General features: G+C 44.1%; 22 protein-coding genes. 6 read left to right on the forward strand and 16 right to left on the reverse strand.

Annotation, left to right across the window (positions count from 1 at the left end; translation table 11 throughout):
• Positions 1-290 precede the first annotated feature (290 nt).
• Complete coding sequence (locus tag ACVBIL_RS01870) at positions 291-623, forward strand: hypothetical protein (RefSeq protein ID WP_447165293.1); 333 nt, start codon at positions 291-293, stop codon at positions 621-623.
• Positions 624-662: 39 nt separating this feature from the next.
• Here the strand turns inward: ACVBIL_RS01870 and ACVBIL_RS01875 are convergent, their stop codons facing one another.
• The 8 genes from ACVBIL_RS01875 to ACVBIL_RS01910 form a co-directional block, all read right to left on the reverse strand.
• A complete protein-coding gene (locus ACVBIL_RS01875; protein ID WP_447165294.1) occupies positions 663-2,582 on the reverse strand; it encodes a methyl-accepting chemotaxis protein in 1,920 nt (639 codons plus the stop codon).
• A gap of 42 nt (positions 2,583-2,624) precedes the next feature.
• A complete protein-coding gene (locus ACVBIL_RS01880) occupies positions 2,625-3,668 on the reverse strand; it encodes an inorganic phosphate transporter (protein ID WP_447165295.1) in 1,044 nt (347 codons plus the stop codon).
• An 11-nt stretch (positions 3,669-3,679) separates the two neighbouring features.
• A complete protein-coding gene (locus ACVBIL_RS01885; RefSeq protein WP_447165296.1) occupies positions 3,680-4,348 on the reverse strand; it encodes a DUF47 domain-containing protein in 669 nt (222 codons plus the stop codon).
• A gap of 101 nt (positions 4,349-4,449) precedes the next feature.
• Positions 4,450-5,274, reverse strand: a complete 825-nt coding sequence (locus ACVBIL_RS01890) for a hypothetical protein (protein ID WP_447165297.1) — start codon at positions 5,272-5,274, stop codon at positions 4,450-4,452.
• 14 nt (positions 5,275-5,288) lie between these two features.
• On the reverse strand, positions 5,289-6,647 hold the full coding sequence (locus ACVBIL_RS01895; RefSeq protein WP_447165298.1) for an OprO/OprP family phosphate-selective porin: 1,359 nt from the start codon (positions 6,645-6,647) through the stop codon (positions 5,289-5,291).
• Positions 6,648-6,988: 341 nt separating this feature from the next.
• Positions 6,989-8,257, reverse strand: a complete 1,269-nt coding sequence (locus ACVBIL_RS01900; RefSeq protein WP_447165299.1) for a hypothetical protein — start codon at positions 8,255-8,257, stop codon at positions 6,989-6,991.
• Between the two features lie 56 nt (positions 8,258-8,313).
• Positions 8,314-8,784, reverse strand: a complete 471-nt coding sequence (locus ACVBIL_RS01905; RefSeq protein ID WP_447165300.1) for a CYTH domain-containing protein — start codon at positions 8,782-8,784, stop codon at positions 8,314-8,316.
• A gap of 14 nt (positions 8,785-8,798) precedes the next feature.
• Entirely contained in the window at positions 8,799-9,434 is a 636-nt protein-coding gene (locus ACVBIL_RS01910) for a hypothetical protein (protein ID WP_447165301.1), read from the reverse strand.
• Positions 9,435-9,751: 317 nt separating this feature from the next.
• Between ACVBIL_RS01910 and ACVBIL_RS01915 the strand changes: the two genes are divergently transcribed.
• Together ACVBIL_RS01915 and ACVBIL_RS01920 are read left to right on the forward strand one after the other, a co-directional pair.
• Positions 9,752-11,440, forward strand: coding sequence for an SLC13 family permease (locus tag ACVBIL_RS01915; RefSeq protein WP_447165302.1), 1,689 nt, complete (start codon positions 9,752-9,754; stop codon positions 11,438-11,440).
• Positions 11,441-11,464: 24 nt separating this feature from the next.
• A complete protein-coding gene (locus ACVBIL_RS01920; protein ID WP_447165303.1) occupies positions 11,465-12,499 on the forward strand; it encodes a helix-turn-helix domain-containing protein in 1,035 nt (344 codons plus the stop codon).
• A 21-nt stretch (positions 12,500-12,520) separates the two neighbouring features.
• Here ACVBIL_RS01920 and ACVBIL_RS01925 read toward each other — a convergent pair whose 3' ends face one another.
• Positions 12,521-13,894 carry an ATP-binding protein gene (locus ACVBIL_RS01925; protein WP_447165304.1) on the reverse strand — a complete coding sequence of 458 codons (1,374 nt, stop codon included), beginning with the start codon at positions 13,892-13,894 and terminating at the stop codon, positions 12,521-12,523.
• The gene (locus tag ACVBIL_RS01930) at positions 13,895-14,578 is read right to left on the reverse strand and encodes a response regulator (RefSeq protein WP_447163500.1); all 684 of its coding nucleotides are present in this window, start codon (positions 14,576-14,578) and stop codon (positions 13,895-13,897) included. It lies immediately after the preceding gene.
• Positions 14,579-14,809: 231 nt separating this feature from the next.
• Between ACVBIL_RS01930 and ACVBIL_RS01935 the strand changes: the two genes are divergently transcribed.
• Positions 14,810-15,298 carry a Spy/CpxP family protein refolding chaperone gene (locus ACVBIL_RS01935; RefSeq protein ID WP_447165305.1) on the forward strand — a complete coding sequence of 163 codons (489 nt, stop codon included), beginning with the start codon at positions 14,810-14,812 and terminating at the stop codon, positions 15,296-15,298.
• 149 nt (positions 15,299-15,447) lie between these two features.
• Positions 15,448-16,317 (forward strand): cation efflux pump FieF, encoded by an 870-nt coding sequence (gene fieF / locus ACVBIL_RS01940; protein WP_447165306.1) that lies wholly within the window; start codon positions 15,448-15,450, stop codon positions 16,315-16,317.
• A 320-nt stretch (positions 16,318-16,637) separates the two neighbouring features.
• On the opposite strand, the gene glnG is transcribed toward fieF, so the two are convergent.
• The 3 genes from glnG to ACVBIL_RS01955 form a co-directional block, all read right to left on the reverse strand.
• Positions 16,638-18,047, reverse strand: coding sequence for a nitrogen regulation protein NR(I) (gene glnG / locus ACVBIL_RS01945; RefSeq protein ID WP_447165307.1), 1,410 nt, complete (start codon positions 18,045-18,047; stop codon positions 16,638-16,640).
• Positions 18,048-18,063: 16 nt separating this feature from the next.
• A complete protein-coding gene (gene glnL, locus ACVBIL_RS01950; RefSeq protein ID WP_447165308.1) occupies positions 18,064-19,104 on the reverse strand; it encodes a nitrogen regulation protein NR(II) in 1,041 nt (346 codons plus the stop codon).
• A 149-nt stretch (positions 19,105-19,253) separates the two neighbouring features.
• Positions 19,254-19,802, reverse strand: a complete 549-nt coding sequence (locus ACVBIL_RS01955; protein ID WP_447165309.1) for a DUF4124 domain-containing protein — start codon at positions 19,800-19,802, stop codon at positions 19,254-19,256.
• Positions 19,803-20,017: 215 nt separating this feature from the next.
• Between ACVBIL_RS01955 and ACVBIL_RS01960 the strand changes: the two genes are divergently transcribed.
• Positions 20,018-20,692, forward strand: a complete 675-nt coding sequence (locus ACVBIL_RS01960; RefSeq protein WP_447165310.1) for an MliC family protein — start codon at positions 20,018-20,020, stop codon at positions 20,690-20,692.
• 211 nt (positions 20,693-20,903) lie between these two features.
• On the opposite strand, the gene ACVBIL_RS01965 is transcribed toward ACVBIL_RS01960, so the two are convergent.
• From ACVBIL_RS01965 to ACVBIL_RS01975, 3 genes are all read right to left on the reverse strand, one after another.
• Positions 20,904-21,527, reverse strand: a complete 624-nt coding sequence (locus ACVBIL_RS01965; RefSeq protein WP_447165311.1) for a glutathione S-transferase family protein — start codon at positions 21,525-21,527, stop codon at positions 20,904-20,906.
• Between the two features lie 114 nt (positions 21,528-21,641).
• A complete protein-coding gene (locus tag ACVBIL_RS01970; RefSeq protein ID WP_447165312.1) occupies positions 21,642-22,319 on the reverse strand; it encodes a type 1 glutamine amidotransferase domain-containing protein in 678 nt (225 codons plus the stop codon).
• 129 nt (positions 22,320-22,448) lie between these two features.
• Positions 22,449-23,606 (reverse strand): iron-containing alcohol dehydrogenase, encoded by a 1,158-nt coding sequence (locus ACVBIL_RS01975; protein WP_447165313.1) that lies wholly within the window; start codon positions 23,604-23,606, stop codon positions 22,449-22,451.
• Between the last annotated feature and the right edge of the window lie 103 nt (positions 23,607-23,709).

The following is a 23,709-nucleotide window of genomic DNA, read 5'->3' on the forward strand; positions in this document are numbered from 1 at the left end:
GCTGTTCAAGGCTCAATAATCGCTAAAGTTCAGTGATGGTCATAAATCAAATAAAATAGTGTTAAGTCAGAGCTATATTGGCTTTGTTTTTTGATATCTTGCGATTGCTCAGGGTTTGGAACGAGTTCCAAAACACCCCTAAAGTAGTAAAAGGCTCAAACATTAGATCTAGCTTTGAGTTTATAAATGTTATTTTCTTGTTTTAAATAAAGCCTTGCTCAACTCCCGTTTTGGAACGGGTTCCAGCCCTATGATTATTGCGTCTAATAAAACTAATAGGGTGATGACAGATGAGCAATAACAATCTGCTAGAGCAGGTAACTGACGACAACCGTGCTGCATTTAAGCAAGTGTATGGCGAGTATATTCAATGGAATAATGAGTTAATTAAAGCTGTCGGCGTCGTCGAGGGCTTTAACCGCGCAGAGCTGGTTGCCAACTATCTGCGCGGCGCTCAAATCAACTGCGACGATACGGGCAAACAATATGATGACGCAGGTTTGTACTATCAATTTAGCTATGCCCTTGCGCAGTTGATGGGACACTCAGATAAGCGTATTCCTAAACAGACAGATTACGCAAGCTGGTTGGTCAAACTCGAACCTGCGGCAAACGCTGCTTAAGCATGGTTTGCCGCGGCTAAATTTTAGAGGCTTTTAGTCTCAAAGGGTAAACTTTTTACAGTCATCAGTGAGTTGTGTGCTTAGCTGGTTAAGCTGGGATGATTGCTCTGCGACTTTATCTGAAACTGTAGTTAAATCTAGGCTGACTACTTCTATCTGGGCGAGGTTGTGAGTGAGCTCAGAGGTGGCATCGGCTTGCTCTTTGCTGCCAGAGGCAATAGAAGCAAGCTGCCTAGTTGAGTCATTCATCTGTCTCATAATATGATCGAACTTTGCTTCGGTTTTTTCTGCAATATCGTTACCTTGTGACATCTTTTCTAGTGAGTTATCGACCAGCTTTATGGTTCTAGACGCCGCCGTTGCAGTGCGGTTAGCTAGGCTACGAACTTCATCAGCGACTACAGAGAATCCGCGGCCAAACTCACCAGCTCGGGCGGCTTCAATTGCTGCATTAAGGGCGATTAAGTTGGTCTGTTCGGCGATATTGGTGATCTCATTCATGATACTGGCGATTTCACTGCCTGAATGATTAATGCTCTCGAGTGAGACAAGTAGTGACTGCATCTGTTCATGGCCAGCATTCGCTTGCTTGAGGGTCTCGACTCCTTGCGAATTCATACTATCTGATGAGCCAGCGGTGATTTGGGTTTGGCTTTCAATTTCATGTAGAGCCGAGCTCATAGATGAAACTAGGCTTAGCTGATGACTGGAGCCTTTTGACAGCAAGGCGCCATCTGCGCTTAGTGCAGTAGAGGTTTGCTGAATCGCATCAGAACAGGTTTTCACAGAGTGCACGAGAGTGGAAAGGTGGTTGAGCATTTTGGTTAATGCATGCCCAAGTAGGTCTTTCTCTCCGGCTAATGTGACTTGGCAAGAGAGGTCACCTTGAGCGATGGTTTCAGCCGTATTGACTTGCTGGCGTTGATTATCGATTAAGTTAGATAGCGCATTGGCAATGTGACCCAATTCATCTTTTCTGTGGAGTAACCGCTGCCAGGCACCGCGATCTAAATGGCTTAATTCAATATCCCCCACTGAAAGATCGGTAATGGCTGTGGAGACAGTGCCTAGACCTTGGGTTATTAGGTTGACGAGTTTAAAAATTAATAGCGAAATAATGATAATAGCCGCTATAGCAACAATACTGCTTATGACGATCAACTTGCTTTGATTCGCTTTAATAGCCTGCTCTTTCACAGCACTAATCACTTTCCAGCCACTAACAGGATCCTGTTTTACCCAGCCTAAGTAATTTTCTCCTTGTTCTGTAAATTCGATGAGCTGATTATTCGTTTTACATAAATTGGTAAAACTATGCTGGCCTTCTGTAAGAGAGTTTACAGCTCTATGTGCGATGAGTTGGCATTCCCGCGATAAAATAAACGAGTTGCTGTCACTGTCGATGTTACCGATATCGACATGGTCGCGATAGAAATTATCTAGGGGAACGCTCATAAAAATTAAGCCGTTAGGAGCAACCTTTGCTGCAATGGTGACTAATAACTTGCCATCAACACGACTTCTTACAGGGTCCGATATGACCGCTTGGCTATTTTTATTGGCTAGGGCTATATAACTCATTTTTGAATAGCTTTTACCTAAACGTTTAGGGTTGCTTACGGCAATGGCAATATGTTGCCCATCAAGTAGTGCGACGTTACGAGCCCCCACCTGCTCACCTATGGCTTGTAAATGTTCAGAGGCTGCTTGGCGAAGTGAAGGCTCATCTAGTGCCATAGAGATAAACGGGCTATTTGATAATGCATTTATAGTCGCGAGCTGACTGCTTACCCAGGTTTCGATATTTTTTTGCAGTAATGCACCGTTACTTTTAATGGTGTTTGTTGATGCTTGTTCTAAGGCGTTCAGGCTTATATGAATCGTTGCAAAGGCGATTGCGATGAAACCGGCTGCCACCATTGGTATAAGAAGTATGTTGAATCTAAGGCGTAACTTCATAAGTCTTCCTGCTTATTTCGTATTCGAAGTGCTAAATTTAGCTTATATAACAACCTGATTAAAGAGGTTCTGAATAATAAATAACCCAATAAAACAAGCAATTGCTGACATGATTGGGGTGATCATCCAGCCCACAATAATTTTTAGAAGCACTTTCCACTGAATGGGTAAACGTTTTAGTAGTGCGATACCGATAACCGCACCTATAACCGCTTGAGAGCTAGATACTGGCACTAGGGGAATCGCGGGTAAACCTATGCTGACAAAAGCGTTTGACAAGCTTTGAGACGAGAAAATAAATAGCACGATAGAGTGAGCCATAACCACGACCCAAGCGGTGATTGGGGTCATTGCAATCAGGTTGTCACCGACGGTGAGCATGACTTTTTTTGAGTAAGTAAATACACCTATGCTGATAGCGACCGAACCAATAAAGAACAGCTGCATCGAGGGGCTAAATGAGATGCCAAACAGGTCCATTGGATCGATAGGAGTGCTCAGTACAAATACCCCCATCACATTGGCAATATTGTTTGCTCCTAAGCTATATGAACCAAAGGCTCCAGCGACAATGAGCCCGATCCGGGTCCAGTTATCTAATTGAAATAGCCCAGGGCGGATGCGTTTAATCGCGGCCGATACACACTTGAAAAGGATAACGGCAGTAATTGCAGCGAGTATTGGGCATAGTACCCACGTACTTAAAATTTTTGTTAGTGTGTCAGGATCTGTTTCCATACCACTAAATAAGTTCCAGCCGATGATAGCACCGACAATGGCTTGCCCTGTAGAGACAGGTAAACCGGACTTTGTCATAAAGTACACAGTGGTTGCCGCAGAGAGGGCGACAGTAAATGCGCCGCCAAGCGCTGATACTTTGCCTAAGGCACCTAGCGTATGTGAAGCGCCCGCTCCACTGATCACCGCACCGAGAATAACCATAACAGAGCAGATAACTGCAGCCGTTGAGAACTTGACCATCTTTGAACCAACGGCTGTGCCAAATACGTTGGCGGCATCATTGGCACCTAAAGACCAACCGAGAAATAAACCACTAGAGAGAAAAATCCATATTGCGATATCCATACCTTTAACTCCTATTGAACGCGTTTAAGGGTGTAGATCGCAATACGGTCGCTGATATCTTCCGCCAAATTAGCCACTTGATCGATGCGGTCACAGAAATAACGTAGTTGTATCTTGTTGACTAAAGGTTGCTCGGTTTCAAATAGAAGTACTTTGGTTCGCGTACACAAGCGATCGGCTTCACTTTCGAACGCAATGACCTTGGTATGATACTCCTGCACTCGCTGTAGATCGGTGAAAAAGCTTTTAGCGCACAGCAGTGTGTGGTCTATGGTTTCGCCTACGATAGCGAGGAAATTAAGTAGCTCTTTCTCTATCTCTTGAGGAATAAGTGGCTGTTCAATCTTTAGGTGTAAGCCAATGGTTTCTTGTTTGTTGATTAGGCGGTCGGTTAAATCAATCAAGGAAGCGACATCGGAGCGTAAATCAGGGATTAGGGTTTTACGATATAGAGTTTGTTCAATCTCTCTTTTTAGCAGGTCAGCATGGTGCTCAATACTTTGAAGTTCTGCTAATGCTGTTTCAAATTCAGTACTTTTAGGACCATAGGTTAAATAGTTTTTCCACATCTGCATGGATTTATGATGTGAAAGGGTTACCTGATCGAAGAAGAGATAAACTTTAGTTTCTGTTGATTCGCTCTGGGAAAGAAGCGTAGTGAGCCGAGAAAAACCAAACATGGGATCTCCTTATTGTTATTAGAGGGCTTTGTAGGTGACGCGAGGGGGAGACCAGATACTACTAAGGGAGCGGTTTAGTCGTATCTGGCCTGATTTAGGGTTTAGTTAAACCCTTTTGACATCTTAAAGGTTGCAGTGGTCTTGGAGCCTTGATTCTCACTTGGTAAGTTAACTTTCTTTACCTCCTCAGAGAGGTAGTTATAAGCTTGTTCAAGGTGTGTTTTATCACTTGAGTGACCCTTGAATGAAAACTCAGTGAAAGTGATCCTTGGCTTGCGGTAATAAGGCGTCCACAATTGGAAATCTATTTCCAAGTTATCAAAGCGAGGATCTTTTAAGTTACCTTCCCAGCCGTGAGTTCTCATCACCAAAGTCTGCTTTAATTGCTGCTTGTGGTCTTGATAGATGGGTTCAACAATTTCCCATGCCGTAGCGTTTCTTTTTAACACCTTAAACACAGCGTCCATGTCGACATTTTTTACATCAATATCAGCGGGTGAGTAGGGAATATCATAACTAACACTGTAAGCTGACTTATCTTTGGTAAAGTCGATTTCAGCTTTCTTGTAATTACTTAGCTCACCGAATGCCTCTGGGTTAGGCGCTCTTAACTTGACTGTAATCTTGCTTTTACGAGGCTTAGTTACGTGCTCTCTGACTCGGATTTGTATGTTGTCAGCCTTAAATGCTCTGTCGGCCGTATCGATGTAAGTCACTAACTTCACCGAGATATCATCATCCAAATCAACAAAGTTAAAAGTCTTTTTAAATGCTTCGGTTTGTTTGTTGGCGGCGTAAGGCATCGTTGTGCCAACACCAGTATTAACGTGGTACTCCAGCGATGTAAATGCATCCGGTGATAGAGCGTAGGCGCTGCCGCTAAGGCATAAGTTAATAGCACCAATCAGTAGTAAATTATTTCTCATTACTGTTCCTCCCTTTAAAATGCAAACTGTAGGCGAGCTTGGATAATATTGGCGTCTTGATCGTACAGCACTACGCCATTGATATCAGTATATGGCGCTACATATTCAGCTTGAGTATGGACATAGTTAAACTGGGCTTTAAGGTTGTCTTCTAAGTACCAATTAATACCAAACACGTAGTCAGTTTTTTGGCCTCCTTCGATACCAGCATCTACGTCATCAAAGTTAGCGTAGTCATATCGTGCTGCGACTTCCCAAGCCCCCCAGCCGCCAGCAGAGATAGGATTTGAAGGTTGCACGCCTTTAAAGGTGCCTTTTTTGCCACTGTAGCGCCACTGTTCACCGGTAATGGTGTAAACGGCTTGGACGTAGTAAGCGTCGACATTGGCTTTTGGATCTGCAGTTTGGTCAATTGATGCACCTACATATTCAGACTGAAATAGGAAGTTGCGGTACTGATAAGCGAGCTCGGCACCGTAGTGAGTACCTGATTGAGACTTGATTTTGCCAGTATTAATAATGCGTTCTGATGGCTTGGTATTGGGGCGTGCACGATAGCGTAAGGCTTTTTCAGCATCATCATTTAAGTCAATGTAGAGTCCACTTGCACCTATGTGAAGTAGGTGGCCATTACGGTCAATAGGTGCCATTGTGAAGCGTGCATTGAAGACATTCATCTCTGCATGACTTTGATCTTCGGTAGAGAAAAACTCATTTTCAGTGGTGATGCCGTAGCCTACATGTAAATTATAATTGTTGCCGACATAGCGCCATTGAACACCAAGTGCACGGTCTGGTGCAAATACATCTGTAGCGGCACGTTCTAAGAAGGCGAGGTGGGCTGAACTACCTGTGGCTTCCATACCGAATGCATACTTTTGAAAACCAAGCTTAAGACTTGAATCGTCCCACCCCTTATAGACCACGTTTGCATCTTTTACTTCAACTTCGGTGAGTCCGTCAAAGTCGAACTCTAGCTCATATTCCCAAACATTAGAGAAATAGCCTTCAATACCAAAGCGTAAACGACGAATGCTGGCATCGGTGAACTTATCATTATACTCACCATCAGTATCATATAAGCCATCAGCTTTTACGTAGTCGGCTTGAATACGTGCTTTAAACTCCATGGTTGAACGGCCATCTTTTGAGATAAGTTCAGGGCTTGGAGAATCTTTAGAGAACTTTACGCGGTCAACTTGATTTGCAGCATCTTTTGCTTCAATTAACTCCATTTCAAGTGCGTTTAGTCGCTCTTCAAGTTCCATCACTTTATCTGTTTCAGATGCCATAACAGCAGATGAAAAACATAAGATCGATGCGGAAATTGCTAGCGCAATAGGTGAGCTTGGAAACATCTTGTTATTGTTCATAATACTCTTCCTTCTGTAACTTCTTATTGTATTCGCTTGGTGTTTAACATTTATAAAATTTCGATGTGTTAAGGGTATGCCTTGTATGTGAATAAAAACATGATCAATGTCAACTAATTGCAACTAAATCGTACAAATCGTTTTGAATTGTCGTTTTGTTGATGTTGATCTGTTTTTGTGTGTATGTTGGGTTTATGTTGCGTTTTGCTTGGCGTGAAATATGTGATAACTCTAGCCAAAGCTGATCCGTTTTTATCCCGCTAAAGCTTGATAGGTCAAGGGCAGAAAGCTAATTACTTATGCACTGCCCCTACTTTTGGTCCCAGCGTAAGGCGCTGCTTTTACTGTTTATTTTCAATCTTATGAATTCCTTTACGACTCACGTAAAGTTTATAGTGGTAGTGGTGCACTTCACCGTTATGCTGCAGCGCTATCACCAGATGTATGGTGTGTACTTTATGGACTTTTGTTTGCTTGATTTGAGACTCACTCTCATACCAGTGTGGACTAATAACTTTAGGTAGAAGGCGTAAGGATTTACTTAGGTTGACTGTCAGTTCATCTAAAAACTTTTTTTGTTCATTATTTGTTGTTGGGGAGAGGTAACTTCGCTGATGAACAAAGGCAACATCCAGTCGATCTCTTTCTGAATGATTAACACGCTTGAGAATAGTGACAATCGAATCACTCAGCTGTTGCTGTTGTTGCCGGTAATAGGTTTCTTTGATGTCAATAATTCGGGTGCCATCATTGGCATGAAAGCGATAGTGATGTTGGAAAAAGTGGGAGAAAAACTTTTCCATTAAATAGTTACGCCCTAGCTCTTTAATGCGGTCTTTAAAAATATATGAAAGTACTAACGAGATAAAAAAGGGTGTTGAAAAGTTGCCGAATGCTTTTTGGGTCGCAAAGGCAATGCCAGTGGCAAATGCCATGGCTAACGCTGCGGCGAGGCCAAAAATAAGCTGTTCGGCAACCGCTCCATCTTGGAGCTTTTTTCGTTTCACTTTGTAAGGAGTATTAATGATGCGTCGCCCCATATGTAAGCGGCGTAGTAGCTTTTCTCTATCATCATCACTACGACTGGTTAGCTTTAAATTTTGAGTGTCAGCATACTGTTTAATCTTGGCGAGCAATGGGTCGATATTGACTTGTTCAGGCTTAGGCTTCTGAGATTTACTCTTTAATAAAGCTTGGTTGAAGTAATAAACTAATTGATGGTTAGCAAGTAGATATAATTTATGGTGAGTTAGCTGACTTTCTTTGTCATGAATACCTTGAAATGACTCGATTAGCTCAGCCACTACTGTGAGTTGCTGGGGCTCAGCAGTAAGCAGTATTTGATTTATTCCAGTCACAAAATTAGACAGTGCAGTAACATATTTTTTAGCGTTATCTTGTGCCTTGGCATAAGCATATTGTCGCAACAGTAAGAGGTCGTTTTTAATGATTTCAATGCTGACGGATTCTACTCGAACTAGGGATTGTTTCTGCAGTAGGTTTTGGTAAAAAAAAGTGGGAGAAAATATGTCGCTATGATCGCTTAAAGGAGCTGGGTAAAAGTAATAAACTTGTACCTTGGCACTTTTTATTTGGGCGTCAATTTCCACTTTTATCTTTAAGTGGTATTGGTCTACGATCGATAGCGACAGCATGTGCTTATCTGTTACCAAGTGGTATAAGGCTGCTTCATAAGCATCGAGTTATAGTAACGGGGATCCCCGGTAACCTCTTCACCTAACCAGCTTGGCTTATTAACCGTTTCAGATTCTTCAGTTAGCTCGACTTCTGCGACAGTAAGCCCTTGGTTGCTCTGATAAAACTCATCAACTTCGAAGATGTGATTGCCATGCTCGACTAGGTAACGAGTTTTATCAATCACGCCAGGCTCACAGATTTCTAGTAGTTCTTTAGCTTCCTGTAACGGGATTTCATTTTCCCACTCATATCGAGAGGCTCCCGATTCGTTGCCTATACCTTTAATGGTTAAAAACCCTTTGTCTCCTTTGACGCGTACTCTTACCGTTCTTTCCGGAACACTGCTCAAGTAACCTTGAGTAATTCTTACCGAGCGGGCTGTTTGCTGCTTGAACTCATCGCTGTTGACTAGATATTTACGTTCGATTTCTTGTGCCATGATTAAGTCCCTAATTAGTTTGCTAATGGTAAGTTTTTCATGCCGATGACACGCTTAATTGCTTGCAGATAATTGATGTTTTCAACACCTTCTAACTTGAGATCCTTGATAGTACGCTGAATGTCTTCGAGCTCGGTTGACTCACTATTCACGCTGACGATTCGCGCCCCGTTAACGAGCACGTTTGCGACTTCACAAATGGTGTCATTCACCATATAGCCATAGCGTTCTTTGTGGATTTTCACTGCTTGTAGATCTGGGTGGTCATTGATGAGGTCGAGAAATTCTTCAAAGCTATATTGCTCTTTGTTTAGCGCTGGTTGTTCAACCATAAATGCGGGAAAGATCTCTTCTAGCAGTTGAGCTGCACTGATAGGGAACTCTGCTTTTAACTTAGGATCCCACTGCTCTAAACCATCAACGGTTTGTACGTAAGACTTTACGTCCATTTTTCCATCTCGAATCTTGGTGTTATTGAGATCATTAGTACGAGACATGATATAGATTTCGTCGCTTTGTCTATGCCAAACCTTTTCAGGTACAGGAACAGAAAGGCGTGCCATACGTGTTGAAGCTTCAGTGAAGTCCTGACCAAAAGTTCGGAATTCGAAACGTGGTTTTGAAACTTCGCCAATTTTTAGTTCTGACATAAAACGATCCTCGATATTTTTCTTGGGGTTGGTATGTCATTTACAGTACGCACTTTTAAAAAAAAAAAACCGATCAAGATCAAGTTTTGTTAATAAAGTCACAACCTAATCTTACATGATGTGTTTTTGATGTTTTTGTTTTCATTTGTAAGCTTTTGAATTTAAATGATTAAAATTAACTGGATTTGTTTGCTGTTTTTCGTGCGATTTATTTTGGTAAAAACTAAGTTGCTCGTATGTTGATCTGGATCCTGTTTTGTAAACACATTTACGAGTAATGTCTATGTAACGACTACCTAATGAAGGGCACAGTTAAGATGACTCAAGGAAATGTTAATACAATAGAATCGCTGCAGATGTCGGCAGGGCGGGAACATAAAGCCCCCGTCAATGATGGCGTAGAGGCAAATGAGGAAGCTGTAAACAGTGCCGATCCACTCGATATGAATCAATATCGAATGGAAACACTGCCGATAAGAAGTAAAAGCGTGTTTGAGCTGTGGCTTGCTAAGGGGGGAAGTTGGATTGCACTCGCGGTATTTAGTTATATGCTGCTGAGTGAGCCGGCATCATTTTTGGTTAACTTTGATCCAAGTACCTTAAGTAAAACTGCTGCTGAACATTTTCAAGAAGTCGGGGCTGTACTATTTAGTTGGCATGGGCAGGCGATGTTTGCCATTTTTTGCACAGCAGTGATCTTGTGGATTACCGAACCTATCCCTAATTACTTAACCTCTTTGATGGTGATTATTGCCATGGTGCTTACCGGAGTATTGCCAGAAAAAGTGGCTTATGCTCAGTTAGGCCATCCTATTATGTGGCTCAATATTTTATCCTTCATTCTGGCGTCTATGTTGGTCTCTTCCGGCGCCGCTAAGCGTTTTGCACTTTGGTTTATTTGTCGTTTTGGTACCAGTGCCACTCCCATTTTTTATAGTTTTATGGTGATAAACCTCGCCCTGTCGGCATTTATCTCAGCGACAACGGCAAAAGCCGCGATTTTGATGCCGATATTTATGGTGATCGCTGCGGTATATGGCGCAAGAGGCGGTAATAATAAGAATAATTTTGGTCGAAATTTAGTGCTGCAAAATCTGTTGCAGATTAACCTTTGTGCTGGCGCCTTTGTTACAGGATCTGGTGCTAATTTGCTTGCTGCAAGTTTAATTGCGGGGGCAATAGGAGGAAGCTTCTTTTTTGCTGATTGGATGATTGTGGCCTTGCCGATTGTGGTTTGTATGATTGTCATCGGCTGGTTAATTGCGACTAAAATCTTTTTCCCTCTAGCTCCAGAAGAGCGGTTGCCGCAAATTGATGGTGGTATGGAACGGTTAAAAGGTGAATTAGCCAAAATGGGACCCGTTTCTTTTAGAGAAGTGAAGTCTCTTGTGATTTTTGTGACCATCTTAATATTCTGGGCGACCGATAAGTACCATGGTATTAGTGCAACCGCCATTGCCTTTATTGGGGCCATTGTAGCCTTAATGCCAAGACTGGGTGTGGTTAACTGGAACCAGGTGGACGTACCTTGGCATCTGTTGCTGTTCTCTGCAGGTGCTTACACTTTAGGTGCAGGGTTTAAGCAAACAGATTTACCTAATTTGGCGGTAAACTTCAGTCTAGAGTATTTTGGTTTAGATGAAACAACACCCTTTGGTGTATTTTATATATTGCTGACAGGAGCCATGCTATTTAGCTCATTGGTATTCCAGTCAAAAACCATGCGAACCATGCTGTTTGTGCCAATTGCTATCGGAATTGCACAGCGCTTTGATTTTTCGATTATGAGTTTGGCACTTCCGGTAGCATTGCTGATTGAGCATGTATACGTGTTGCCATTTAACAGTAAGCCTGCGTTGTTGCTATATTCAACAGATCAATACAGCTTGAGCGATACCTTTAAATTTGGTTTCACAATGCTAGTAATTGGTTGGGCTGTGAGTATTTTTATGGGCGAAACTTGGTTTAGGTTGTTAGGCTATACGCCTAATGGTGTGTTTGGTTAGAGTTTCTGCGTAATGAGATAAGCTATGAGCATAAAAAATAATGAAATTCGTAGCAAGTTAGCCTTACTTCAGCTAGCGACAGAGCTAGGAAGTATTAGCAAAGCTTGCGAAATTATGGGCTATAGCAGGGACAGTTATTATCGCTTTAAAAAGCAATATGAGGCTGTTGGTGAAAGAGGCTTAAAAAACCTGTCTCGTAAGAAGCCAGCTATTAAAAACCGAATGTCTCAAGAAGTTGAAGAGCAGGTGATTGAGATTGCACTAGATTACCCTAATTACGGTCAAGCTAAAGTGGCTGAGCTACTGACAGCTAGGGGCTGTTGTATTTCAGCTAGCGGCGTACGCACAATCTGGTTGAGGCATAATCTAGAAACAAAGAAGAACCGCTTGCTGGCTCTACATACCAAGCTTAAACAGGACCAGTTATTAAGGCCGATAGAGCAGCAACATATAGAGCAGATCTATAAATTAGACCCTAATGACCCAAATTTCGAGTGTCTCTATCCTGGAGATATTTGTGTGCAGGATACTTATGAACTAGGGCTTGTTACGCCATTAGGTCAGTTATATCTACATAGTTTTGTTGATGGTTATAGTCAGTACGCTATTGCTGTTGTGATGGAAGATAATAGCTCTACAGCAGTTGTTACCTTTCTAAAAGAGTTTGTTTTGCCTTGGTATCGCGACAACAACATTGAAATTAATAGTATCTTGACCGATAGAGGTAGTGAGTTCTCGGAGAGAAAAAGTCCTGAGTTTAGTCTAGCGCTGATTGAGAATAGGATTAATCATATCCAGATGCGTGCCTATAATGGTCCTGTGGTAAATGGTCTAGCGGCAAGGTTTCAAACCTTTTCTTACAACGAGTTCTTTGAGCCTTATTTAAAAAGGCATAACGTGACATCTTTAGCCCAGCTTAATGATGAGTTTACTCACTGGCTGGCGAACTACAATCAGCAGCAGCCTTTATCAGGCCGTTATACCTTAGGTAAAACGGCAGCAGAAGTGTTACGTTTAAGCCGCCACTTAATTGATGGGCATCAAACGGCAAATAATTAACGCACTCAAGCAATATTCACTTCAACTTGAAAAAGGCAAGCTAATACTTATTTTCAATCCGTGAGCTTGATGGTTTTCAGCCGTTATCCTACCTTGATGGGCTTGAATGGCGGCTTTGGCAATTGCCAGCCCTAAGCCCCAGCCGCCGGATTCCCTGTCTCGCGCCGATTGTGGACGGTAGAAAGGCTCGAAAATCGCTTCTAAGTCGGCTTCGTCGCTAATGCCTGGGCCATCATCGATAATCTCAATTTGTATGCTGCTGCCACTGGCAAATGCTTGAATCGAGACTTGCGTGTTGGCATAGCGGATGGCGTTACGCAGTAAGTTCTCAACCGCTCGGCATAAAGGCCGAGGGTAAAGCGGCAGCGTAATTGATTCATCTATGTCGATATGCAGCTGCTTTTTTTGCTGCTGAGCTTCGAAATCGGCATCGTCTAATACCTGGCTTAAGATTTCAGCAAGCTCAAGGCTGCGCTTATTTTCGTTAGCGTTAAGCTTGACTCTAGACAGCTCTAACAGCTCGGCAATCATCTGCTCAAGTTGATCTGCTTCATACTCAATCCGCTCGGTTTCAGCTGTTTCTTGGCCTTTTTTACGGCTTAGCGCTAAAGACAATTTTAGCCTTGTCAGTGGTGTGCGCAGCTCATGAGAGATATCGCTGATCAACCTTTGTTGGCTCTTAACCATATTTTCAACCGAGTCGGCCATACCATTAAAGGCTTGAGCAAGCTGGCCAATTTCATCGTTTCGCTGGGCTGTTGCCATATCGACCCGGTGACTTAAATCGCCTCCGGCAAGTGCATCAGCACTGCGTTTGAGTGAGCGTAATGGCTTACCTAAATGCCAGGCAAATAAGCCACATAATAACCCTGATAGTAAAATCGCGATGCTAAGGGTTAAGATTTTATTATCGATAAAGAAGAAGAACCAGGGCCGTGGATGATGTTCTGGTAAACGGCCATATAGGCTGAAAGGCTTGCCCTCAACGTCAAAGTTATAGGGGCCGAAAATTAGCTCGTCTTTAAATTGGTGTTTAATCGGATGGCCAGCTTCATCGGCCATCAGCATAAAGCGTCTTAAAGCTCGAGATTGTTTATGGGTATTGAGTACCTTGCCGTACTCATCGACCAAATAGATGCGGGCCGGCCGGCCTTTAAACTCTTTAAAGCGGCTTAAATGTTTGAGCTTTTCAGTGCCCAGAACCTGCGGATTTGCACTAATACGCTCGGCACTTTTTTCAAGCATACGTTCAAGCGGAGGTGGCAGTGCTGATTGATCATGGTTTTGCTGCAACAAAGGCAGCAGCCCAATGAGCGCGATGATCAGTGAGCTACAGAGCCAAAAGCCCAGTAGTAATTTAACGAATATATTATTGGGGGTTTTTCTCAGCTGCATTTAAGGTAACCAGATATAGCCTTTACCACGAATCGTTTTCACACGTGGGCGGCCATCGTCTCGTTCAGGCATCTTCTTGCGTAAGTTAGAAAGATGCATGTCTAAACTGCGGTCAAAAGGCATCAGTTTTTTACCGAGCACTTTTTCGCTTAAGACTTCTTTGCTGGCCAGTTCTCCGGCATGCTTAACCAATTCAAACAGTAAGCTAAATTCAGTGCCGGTGAGAATGATGAGCTGATCTTGGCAGTGCACCTCTTGGCGTGCGGGATCTAAATTAATATCGCCGTACTGATGTGTTGTCTGCGGGGCTTCGTTTGATTGAATATGAGTACGACGGATAATGGCACGAATACGTGCAACCAGTTCACGGTCGTTAAATGGCTTAGGCAGGTAATCATCGGCACCGATCTCTAAACCCACTACACGGTCGATTTCATCACCTCGGGCAGTTAGCATCAGCACCGGTGTTTGTTTCTTGCTGCGCAGCGCACGTAACACTTCAAATCCATTGAGTTTAGGTAGCATTACATCGAGTAAAATAAGGTCGAATTGTTGCTCTATGGCCAGATCTAACCCTGACTGCCCATCGTGGGCAAGTGTCAGTTCAAAGCCTTCAAGCTCTAGCAGTTGCGCAAGCAATTCAGATAGACCTAAGTCATCATCTATCAATAATATACGGCTCATATTTACCCTTCTAAAGTACTCTTACTATGGCGAGTATACCCTGTTTGATGTCAATTGCAGTTTAGGAGTGTAATTCAACGTAAAGAACAGAGAACCTAGGCATTATTGAGCCTCATTTAAACAGCTTTACAGAGCTTTACGCTGTACAAACCCAAGCTTACATTGAGTAGACTAAACTGATAAGCGTCAAATCAAGCTTAGCAGTGCTGAGCAAATTTAAATGAGGCTACCATGATGAAAAAGAATACATTGAAAGCAGGTTTGCTTGCCATAGTGGCCAGCACCGCACTACTCACCGCAGGTGTCAATGCTGCCGATGACCAAGATGGCTCACGTGATGGGCATGGTAAGAATGGCCATCACCAGATGCAAAGCGAGCGTGGCGGCCATCACGACCTGCGCAAGATGTTTCGCGGTTTGGACTTAACCGATGAGCAGAAGACTGAGATGAAAGCGCTATTTAGTGCGCATCGTGACGAGATGAAACAAAATCGTCCTTCTAAAGAGGCGCGTGCGGCACAAAAACAGCAGATGTTAGGTTTTATTACTGCAGCTAGCTTTAACGAAGCTGAAGTGAAGCAGGCATTGGAAGCTAAACAAGAAGCGCGTCAGCAAAAAGCTGTCAATATTCTTAAGCTACAAAACCAAGCGTACCAGTTGCTAACCCCTGAGCAGCAAGAGAAATTCAAACAGCGTTTTGCTAAGCATCATAAAAGATAGTCGCTCAACTGTGTTGCTTACTCATCGACTCAATAGTTTTTTTCTATTGAGTCGATCGATATTAACTTGAGGAAAGTCATCCGATTTTTGTTCAAGTTGTTATAAACTTAAAGTCTGTGTTTCCCTTACTTGAACAGTAAACAGATTTTATGAATGACACTTCCCAATATGATTTCTGGGTTAAGCTGGCCAGCCGCGCAGCCGTTGCGACAGCATTAACCCTTATTACCATCAAACTTGCAGCATGGATGTATTCTGGTTCCGCCAGTATGCTGGCTTCATTGACCGACTCCTTTGCTGACGCGCTTGCATCAATCGTTAACTTTATTGCAATCCGCTACGCTATCGTGCCTGCGGATCAAGATCATCGCTATGGGCATGGTAAAGCTGAGCCGTTAGCCTCGTTAGCGCAATCAGCCTTTATTTTAGGTTCAGCTTTCTTTCTGATGTTGCACGGCAGCGAACGCCTGATTAATCCGGTAGAGGTGCAGCACGCCACGTTGGGGGTGATTGTTTCTGTTATCGCAATTTTGCTGACACTGGCATTGGTTATGCTGCAGAAAAGAGCCTTAGCTGCGACCTCAAGCACTGTTGTTGAAGCCGATGCGCTGCATTATAAGTCGGATCTATTCTTAAACGCGGCGGTATTACTGGCACTGGTTTTATCTCAATATGGCTGGTGGTGGGCTGATGGTTTATTTGCGGTATTAATTGCGTTGTTTATTGGTCAGCAAGCAGTGGGACTGGCTTATCGTTCGGTGCAGTCTTTGTTAGATAGAGAACTTGATGATGAGACTCGGGAGAGAATTACGCGTTTAGCTAAGCAAGATCCTCAAGTCAAAGGGATCCACGACCTACGGACTCGTGAGTCGGGTAAGACCATGTTTATTCAGTTTCATCTCGAACTCGACGGGACGTTGAGCTTGCATCAGGCCCATAAAATTGCGGTGGAGACCTCCGAGCGGGTGCGGGCAGAGTTTGTGGAGTCAGAGGTGATTATTCACCAAGATCCTGTATAGCTACGAGCTTAGAAGTAAAGAATTCACCTTCAGAAGAAGGTGGCTTTGCTCACCAGTTACAAATCAGAAATCTAAGAACCAAGCACAAACGGGGTTCTTTGCTTTACAAGCTATAAACCACGAAGCGCTCACTTCGTTTGCTACACGGAGGACACGAAGAAAAGAAAATGCTCGGGATGGCTTTTCTTCGTGCTCTCCGTGACCTCTGTGGTCCATTCTTTTCTTTCAAAGTCATAAGACTTTTCTGAGTAACCACCTTAAGTGAATGGCATTAATCCTGTGGCTCTCCTTTTTGTTGCAAGCCGTTATTGATGGAGGCGTTAATCCATCTCAAGCTCTTTTAGCTTGCGGGTTAGGGTATTGCGGCCCCAGCCTAAGCGCTTGGCCGCTTCTTGCTTATGGCCATTAGTATGTTTAAGCGCGGTTTCCAGTAATATCCGCTCGAATGCGGGCTGCACTTCGGTTAGCAAGTCGCTATCGCCATCATTTAAGCGCTGGTCGATAAACAGCTTCAATGCGCCTTGCCAGTCATCACTGTCGCTGCTCTGTGCGTTATTAAGCTTAGGCTCTTGCAGTAACTCTGGTGGCAGATCCAGTGGCAAGATCTCTTGCCCCGAAGCCATTACCGTTAACCAGCGGCAGGTATTTTCAAGTTGGCGCACGTTACCTGGCCAAGGGAGTTGCGACAGCTTGGTCGCGGTCTCTTTGGTGAGCACTTTAGGCTCAACGCCGATCTCTTTGGCGGCAATCATCAAGAAGTGACGTGTCAGCTGAGGAATGTCTTCTCGGCGCTGAGACAGCGGCGGCAGGTGTACGCGGATCACGTTTAAGCGATGAAACAGGTCTTCGCGAAAGTCACCTTGGTGAACTAACTGCTCAAGGTTTTGGTGTGTCGCGGCGATAATGCGTACGTCGACCTTAACTGGCGAGTGGCCGCCAACACGGTAAAACTGTCCATCAGCTAATACGCGCAGCAATCGTGTTTGCACATCGAGCGGCATATCACCAATTTCATCTAAGAAGAGTGTCCCGCCATTTGCTTGCTCGAAACGGCCTTGACGAACGCTACCAGCCCCCGTGAAGGCGCCTTTTTCATGGCCAAATAGCTCAGATTCAATTAAGTCTTTAGGGATGGCTGCCATGTTGATGGCAATAAACGGCTTACCTTTGCGTGGGCTATGTTTATGCAATGCGCTGGCGACTAACTCTTTACCTGTACCAGATTGGCCATTAATCAATACGCTAATTGAAGAGCGTGAAAGGCGGCCAATGGCTCTAAAGACTTCCTGCATTGCTGGCGCTTCACCAATAATTTCAGGCGTGGCAACGAGTGGCTCTTCAGCGGTGATACTTGAGGACTGCTCTTTTGCATGGGTGAGTGCACGGTCGACTAAAGAGATGGCCTCATCAATATCAAAAGGCTTAGGTAGATACTCAAATGCACCAGCCTGATAAGCACTTACCGCACTGTCGAGATCGGAATGCGCGGTCATGATGATAACGGGAATATGCGGATAGTGATTCTGTAATCGCTCCAGCAGAGTCAAACCATCGGTACCTGGCATGCGGATATCTGACACAATCACTTGTGGTTGCGCCGTCTCTAAGGCTTGCCACAGAGACTCGGCAGCGGCAAAGCTTGCACTGCTAAACTTAGCACTTTGTAACGCTTTTTCTAATACCCAACGTATAGAGCTATCGTCGTCGAGGATCCAAACTTGTTCAGTCATTGAGTGTTTTCCTCTATTAACTATTGATGGGTAAGGTAATGGTAAATTCGGTGTGGCCAATGGTTGAGTCGCACTCAATTCGACCACCGTGTAAACGGGCAAAGTTATGGGCGATGGACAGCCCAAGCCCGGAGCCTTGTTCTCGTCCCGTCACCATAGGGTAAAATAGGGTATCCATTAGGTCTGGTTGAATACCTGGACCATCGTCGATGACCGATAGCATCAGCACTAACTTGTGACGCTGTGTGCCGATAGTAATTTGATGCTGAGTGCGAGTTTTAAGGCGAATATTGCCACCCATAGGCTCTAGAGCTTGTATGGCATTTTGTACGATATTTAAAATGGCTTGTTGCAGCTGATCAGGATCCATTTCAATGTCTGGGATCGAAGGGTCATAATCCTGAGTGAGCTCAATATTGTCAGGTAAGGTGACATTGACCAGCTTGACCACCTTTTGGATCACCTCGTGGATATTGTACAAGCTATGCTGGGTGGGCATTTGTGGGCCAAGCAGGCGATCGACTAGATTACGCAGTCTATCAGCCTGCTCAATAATCATGTCGGTAAACTCATTCAGTTGAGGCTCTTTTAGCTCGCGTGATAGCAACTGCGCAGCGCCACGTAATCCGCCTAATGGGTTCTTGATTTCATGGGCTAGATTTCGCACTAAATATTGCGCAGCCTGCTGCTGAGCATCTTGGGTCAACTGTTGATGGATGCGGCGTTGTTGATCTACTTGGCGAAATTCTATCAGAGCAAGGTTCTGTTCTTGCTCAAGTGGCGTGAGCGTGACATCGACCGTATGTTGCTGACCATCAAGGGTGACTAAAGAGACCGTATTAATACTCAGGCCTTGACCATCGAAAATAGCCAATTTTAGCACTTGAGGATCGACACCCAGCAATTGGTAGTGTTCGGGTAAGGGGTGTTCGCTAAGGCGGTTACTGCCCACACCGAGCAACTGCTCGGCGGCCGCATTCACGTAGAGTAACTCAAGCTCTTCATTGGTAACGATTACCGCCGTTACTAAATGGTTGAGCAATAAACTTGTATCCATCAGCTACTCCGAATTATGCACATGCACCTGTTTGGGCATTTCAGTTGAACGCACCACTATGGTGCACCAAAGTGGTGCGCCCTGCAACTGGACTTCATCGGAATGTAGACTAAATCAATATAACCCTAAGTTTTTATATTAAAAGGTATTTACCCGTTATCTCTAGGCTGAGGTTTTAAGCGAGCAGGCCCATAAATCGACGTCCGATGAAGAAATATCGTTCTGGTAGAAGTCGATGCAATTATTTTGCCGTTCTGATCGAAAGCCTTAACAGCAAAGGTATGTTCACCACGATTAATGTTTTTCAGCTTAAATATGCCGATGGTTTGCTTACTGCCTATCTGATTGCCGTCCATGTAGAGCGCTAATTGATGTGCTGCTGCGAGCTGCGGAGTGATATTGGTGATAATGGTAATATCGCCATCATTGCTACGGATAGACTCTTCTTCAGTTGGAGAGGCAATACTCATTTTATAAAGAGGCTTAACGGCTTCGGAATCGCTTGTCGTGCCGGGGAGTACGGTGACTTCTGGTAATTTAAGACTGTTTTGAGTGTTCTCTTTAAATTCGACCACTTCAGCATTTTTTACCGGTTCATCAGAGAAATGAACCTTACCATTTTCATCGACCCACTTATAAACCGTCGCATGAGCAAGCGTTGTAACCAGTAGCATAAGTAGTATAAAGCCAGCACGCATTGTGACATCCTTTGTTACAGGGTTTGATACCGAAGATTAGCTGTTTTAACATAAAAAATCATGAACTTTGTGGTGATTTTGTACCGTGCAGAAGTTGACGCTCTTGAGTGATAAGCTCATTTCACTTGATTGGCATCTTGTTGATAGCCAGTTTTTAGCAGTAAGATGGCTATCAATTAGCTTAGATTATTGCAGGCAAAACATAAGGATAACAGATGCAAAAAACGATGTTAGTGAGTAGCCTACTGTTGTTGGCTGCATGTGGTTCGCCTCAAACGACTCAAACAGCTCCAGCGGTAGCGGCAGCCAGCAGTGCTGCCGCGACGGTTGATGGCCATCAACATCTTGCTCCGGCTTTTGATTGCGCTATGGCTCAGGGACAAGTTGAAACCTTAATCTGCAGTGATCCCGAGTTAGCGGCATTAGATCTGAAGATGGATCAGGTTTATAAGGCGGCAGTTGTTAATATTCCCGCAGCAGAGCAGCCTAAAGCGATGCAAAGAGGTTGGATAAAAGGTCGTAATGATTGTTGGAAGGCGCAAGATGTACGTGAGTGCGTATTACAAAATTATCAAAGCCGGATTATTGAATTACAGATCCAAGGTGGATTGTTAGAGGCGCCTGCAGCCGTGGTTTTTGACTGTGACAATCAGCCACAGATCAGTGCGGTGTTTTACACTCAACTAAATCCGGTGACAGCGGTATTTACATTTGCTGAACAGCAACTACTTGCAACTAATGTACGCAGTGGCAGCGGCGCTAAATACCTGGGACGTAACTTTGAATTTTGGGAGCATCAAGGCGAAGCCAGCGTGCAGTATTATGGTGAACGTTACCAGTGCCAGTTACGTAAGTCAGTGCCTGCTACTAAGTTAGTACCAGTTCCGTAAGTCAGTGCCTGCTACTAAGTTAGTACCAGTTCCGTAAGTCAGTGCCTGCTACATAAGCCAGTACCAGCGACATAAGTTAATGTTAGTCACGTAAGTCGACGGCGCACTAAAGTGAATCGTTAAACTGAATATAATAATGAGCTTAGGTAAAAAGCAGCCTTATGGCTGCTTTTCTATTTATTATCAATTTTTAGCTTTTGACAGCTAACAGCTAGCTTCTATCGTAATCTTGCTCAATCTCGCCAGCCTTAATGCTATTGGCGTGCTGACTTAGCTGCTTAGCGTAAGTCGCAATATGCGGGTACTTTTCAGCTTCACCACTGGCTTCGAGTAGCTCTACGATAAATGACATCATAATATCGGCGCCGGTCAGTTTGTCGGCGACAAGGTAACGTTTACCTTCAAGCGATTGATTAACGAAGCTAAGCACTTTGTCAGTTTCAACTGCGGCGTAGCCTTCTAAAAAGTTGGTTTGGCAGCCGTCTTTGGCGACAAACATTCTCAGTAATAAAGGCAGTATTGCTGAGCTTTCAGCAAAATGTAGCCACTGTAGATACTCAACATAATCTTGGCTGGCCCTTTCTGGTGCGAGCGTTCCTGCTGCATGGGTATCGATAAGGTATTGGGTAATCGCGCCTGATTCAGCAATCACTTGCTGCTGATATTCAATCACAGGTGACTTGCCTAGTGGATGAATGGCTTTGAGTTCATCTGGCGCTAAAAAGGTCTGGCTATCTCGCTGATAGGCTTTTATTTTATAATCGAGTCCGAGCTCCTCAAGTAACCAGATGATACGTTTTGAGCGAGACTTATTTAAATGATGCAGAGTGATCATTGCTGGTCCTTACAATTAATAAGCGCTATTAAGAAGTACTGGGCGGAAGGTTGAAAGCGGCGCGAAGATGAACGCGCCGTAACTTATGTAGTCCAAAGTGTAGTCAGAAGCGAGTTACTTTAGTTGCTTGATAATCTCGTCAGCAACCACCTCTGAAGAGGCTGGGTTTTGGCCTGTGATTAAGTTGCCATCGACCGCGAGGTAGCTGCTCCAGTCATCGCCTTTGCTATATAACGCGCCATTTTCAATCATCATATCTTCCACTAGAAAAGGCACGATATCAGTTAGCTGCACTGCAGCTTCTTCACCGTTAGTAAAACCTGTTACTTGTTTGCCTGCAACTAAAGGTGTGCCATCGGGGTTTTTCACATTTTTAAGCGCCCCCGGTGCATGACACACTAGTCCTACAGGCTTTTTAGCCTGATAGAAGGCTTCTATTAATGCAATAGAGTGAGTATCGTTAGTGAGATCCCATAATGGCCCATGACCACCTGGATAGAAAACAGCGTCATAATCAGCTTGGTTTATCTCAGCTAACACTTTAGTGGTTGCCAGTTGCTGCTTCGCCTGTTCATCTTGATTGAATCTATTGGTTGCTGCCGTTTGAAAATCAGCTTGTTCACTACTTGGATCTAGCGGAGGCTGACCGCCAGCAGGAGACGCTAAAGTGACAGTAAAACCGTTATCTTTAAAGCGATAAAAAGGACTGGCAAATTCTTCTAACCAAAAACCTGTTTTCAGGCCAGTGTCGCCAAGTTTGTCGTGTGAAGTCAGTACCATTAATACGTTCATATTTGTTGTCCTTTTTATCTGTTGGTTTACTAGCTGCTAGTTAAGGGCGATTAGCGCAATAGCTATCAGCTAGCTGAGGTCTCTCATCGTGTGTTGATATTGTTTAACTTAGTCGTTTATTTACGCTTTTTACAGATTGCGCTCTAAGATCTTACGGCTCATAGCAAGATCGACATCTTGCTTTTCACCTAAAGCTGTCATGCCGTGAGCTTCAAGTTTACTGATGATCGCGTCGATACTGCTACTGTCTAAATCGTAGTCTGATAGGCGAGTATTAATGCCCATAGCTTCAAAAAAGTCGCGGGTCTTACTGATCGCCGCATCGATGATTTCATCAACCGAGCCTTGGTTAATTCCCCAAACGCGATCGGCATATTGCAGTAACTTCTCTTGCTTAGCTTCTCGGCGAACATCAAGCATACCCGGTAAAATCATCGCGATAGTACGGGCATGGTCAACACCGTAAAGCGCGGTGATCTCATGGCCAATCATATGTGTGGCCCAATCGTGTGGCACACCTTTACCTATTACACCGCTGAGCGCCATGGTCGCCACCCACATCAGGTTAGCGCGCACATCAAAGTCATTAGGTTCGCTTAATGCTTTTGGACCTAATTCGATAAGAGTTTGTAGCAAGCCTTCGGCGAATCTGTCTTGCACTGGCGCATTAACCGGGTAGTTAAGGTATTGCTCTGTGATGTGAATAAAGGCATCGACAACGCCGTTGGCGACTTGGCGCTCTGGCAATGTGAAGGTTTTGCTTGGGTCTAATACTGAAAATTTTGGAAAGACGTGATTGCTCATAAAAGAGAGTTTAGCTTGGAACTCTTTACGAGTAACCACGCTGGCGCTGTTCATCTCAGAGCCGGTGGCTGGCAAGGTCAGAACCGTACCGAATGGCATTGCTTGAGTGACCTTAGCGCCCCAGCTTAAAAGAATGTCCCATGGCTCACCTTCAAATAGCGCAGCCGCCGCAACAAACTTGGTGCCATCGATAACCGAACCACCACCAACAGCTAAGAGGAAGTCGATATTTTGCTGTTTTACGACGTCGACCGCTAGCATCAAGGTTTCGTAGGTTGGATTGGCCTCGATACCACCAAACTCAACGATCTCACGTTGCTTAAGCGCCGCTTTTACTTCATCGAGTGTGCCAGTACTTTTGGCGCTATTGCCACCAAATAGCACTAAGACTTTAGCATCTTGTGGTACTAGGTTATCCAGTTCTGCAATCTTACCCTTACCGAAGCTAATGTGGGTTGGGTTGTAATAATCGAAACTGTACATAATGGTTCCTATTAAACGACGTAATGAAATGGGTCTGTGGTTTATATTTAATAGACCAGTCGTCTAGTGAGTAGTTAAAAAATACCCGCCATTAACAGACATA

It is taken from the genome of Shewanella sp. 125m-7, from assembly GCF_052977045.1.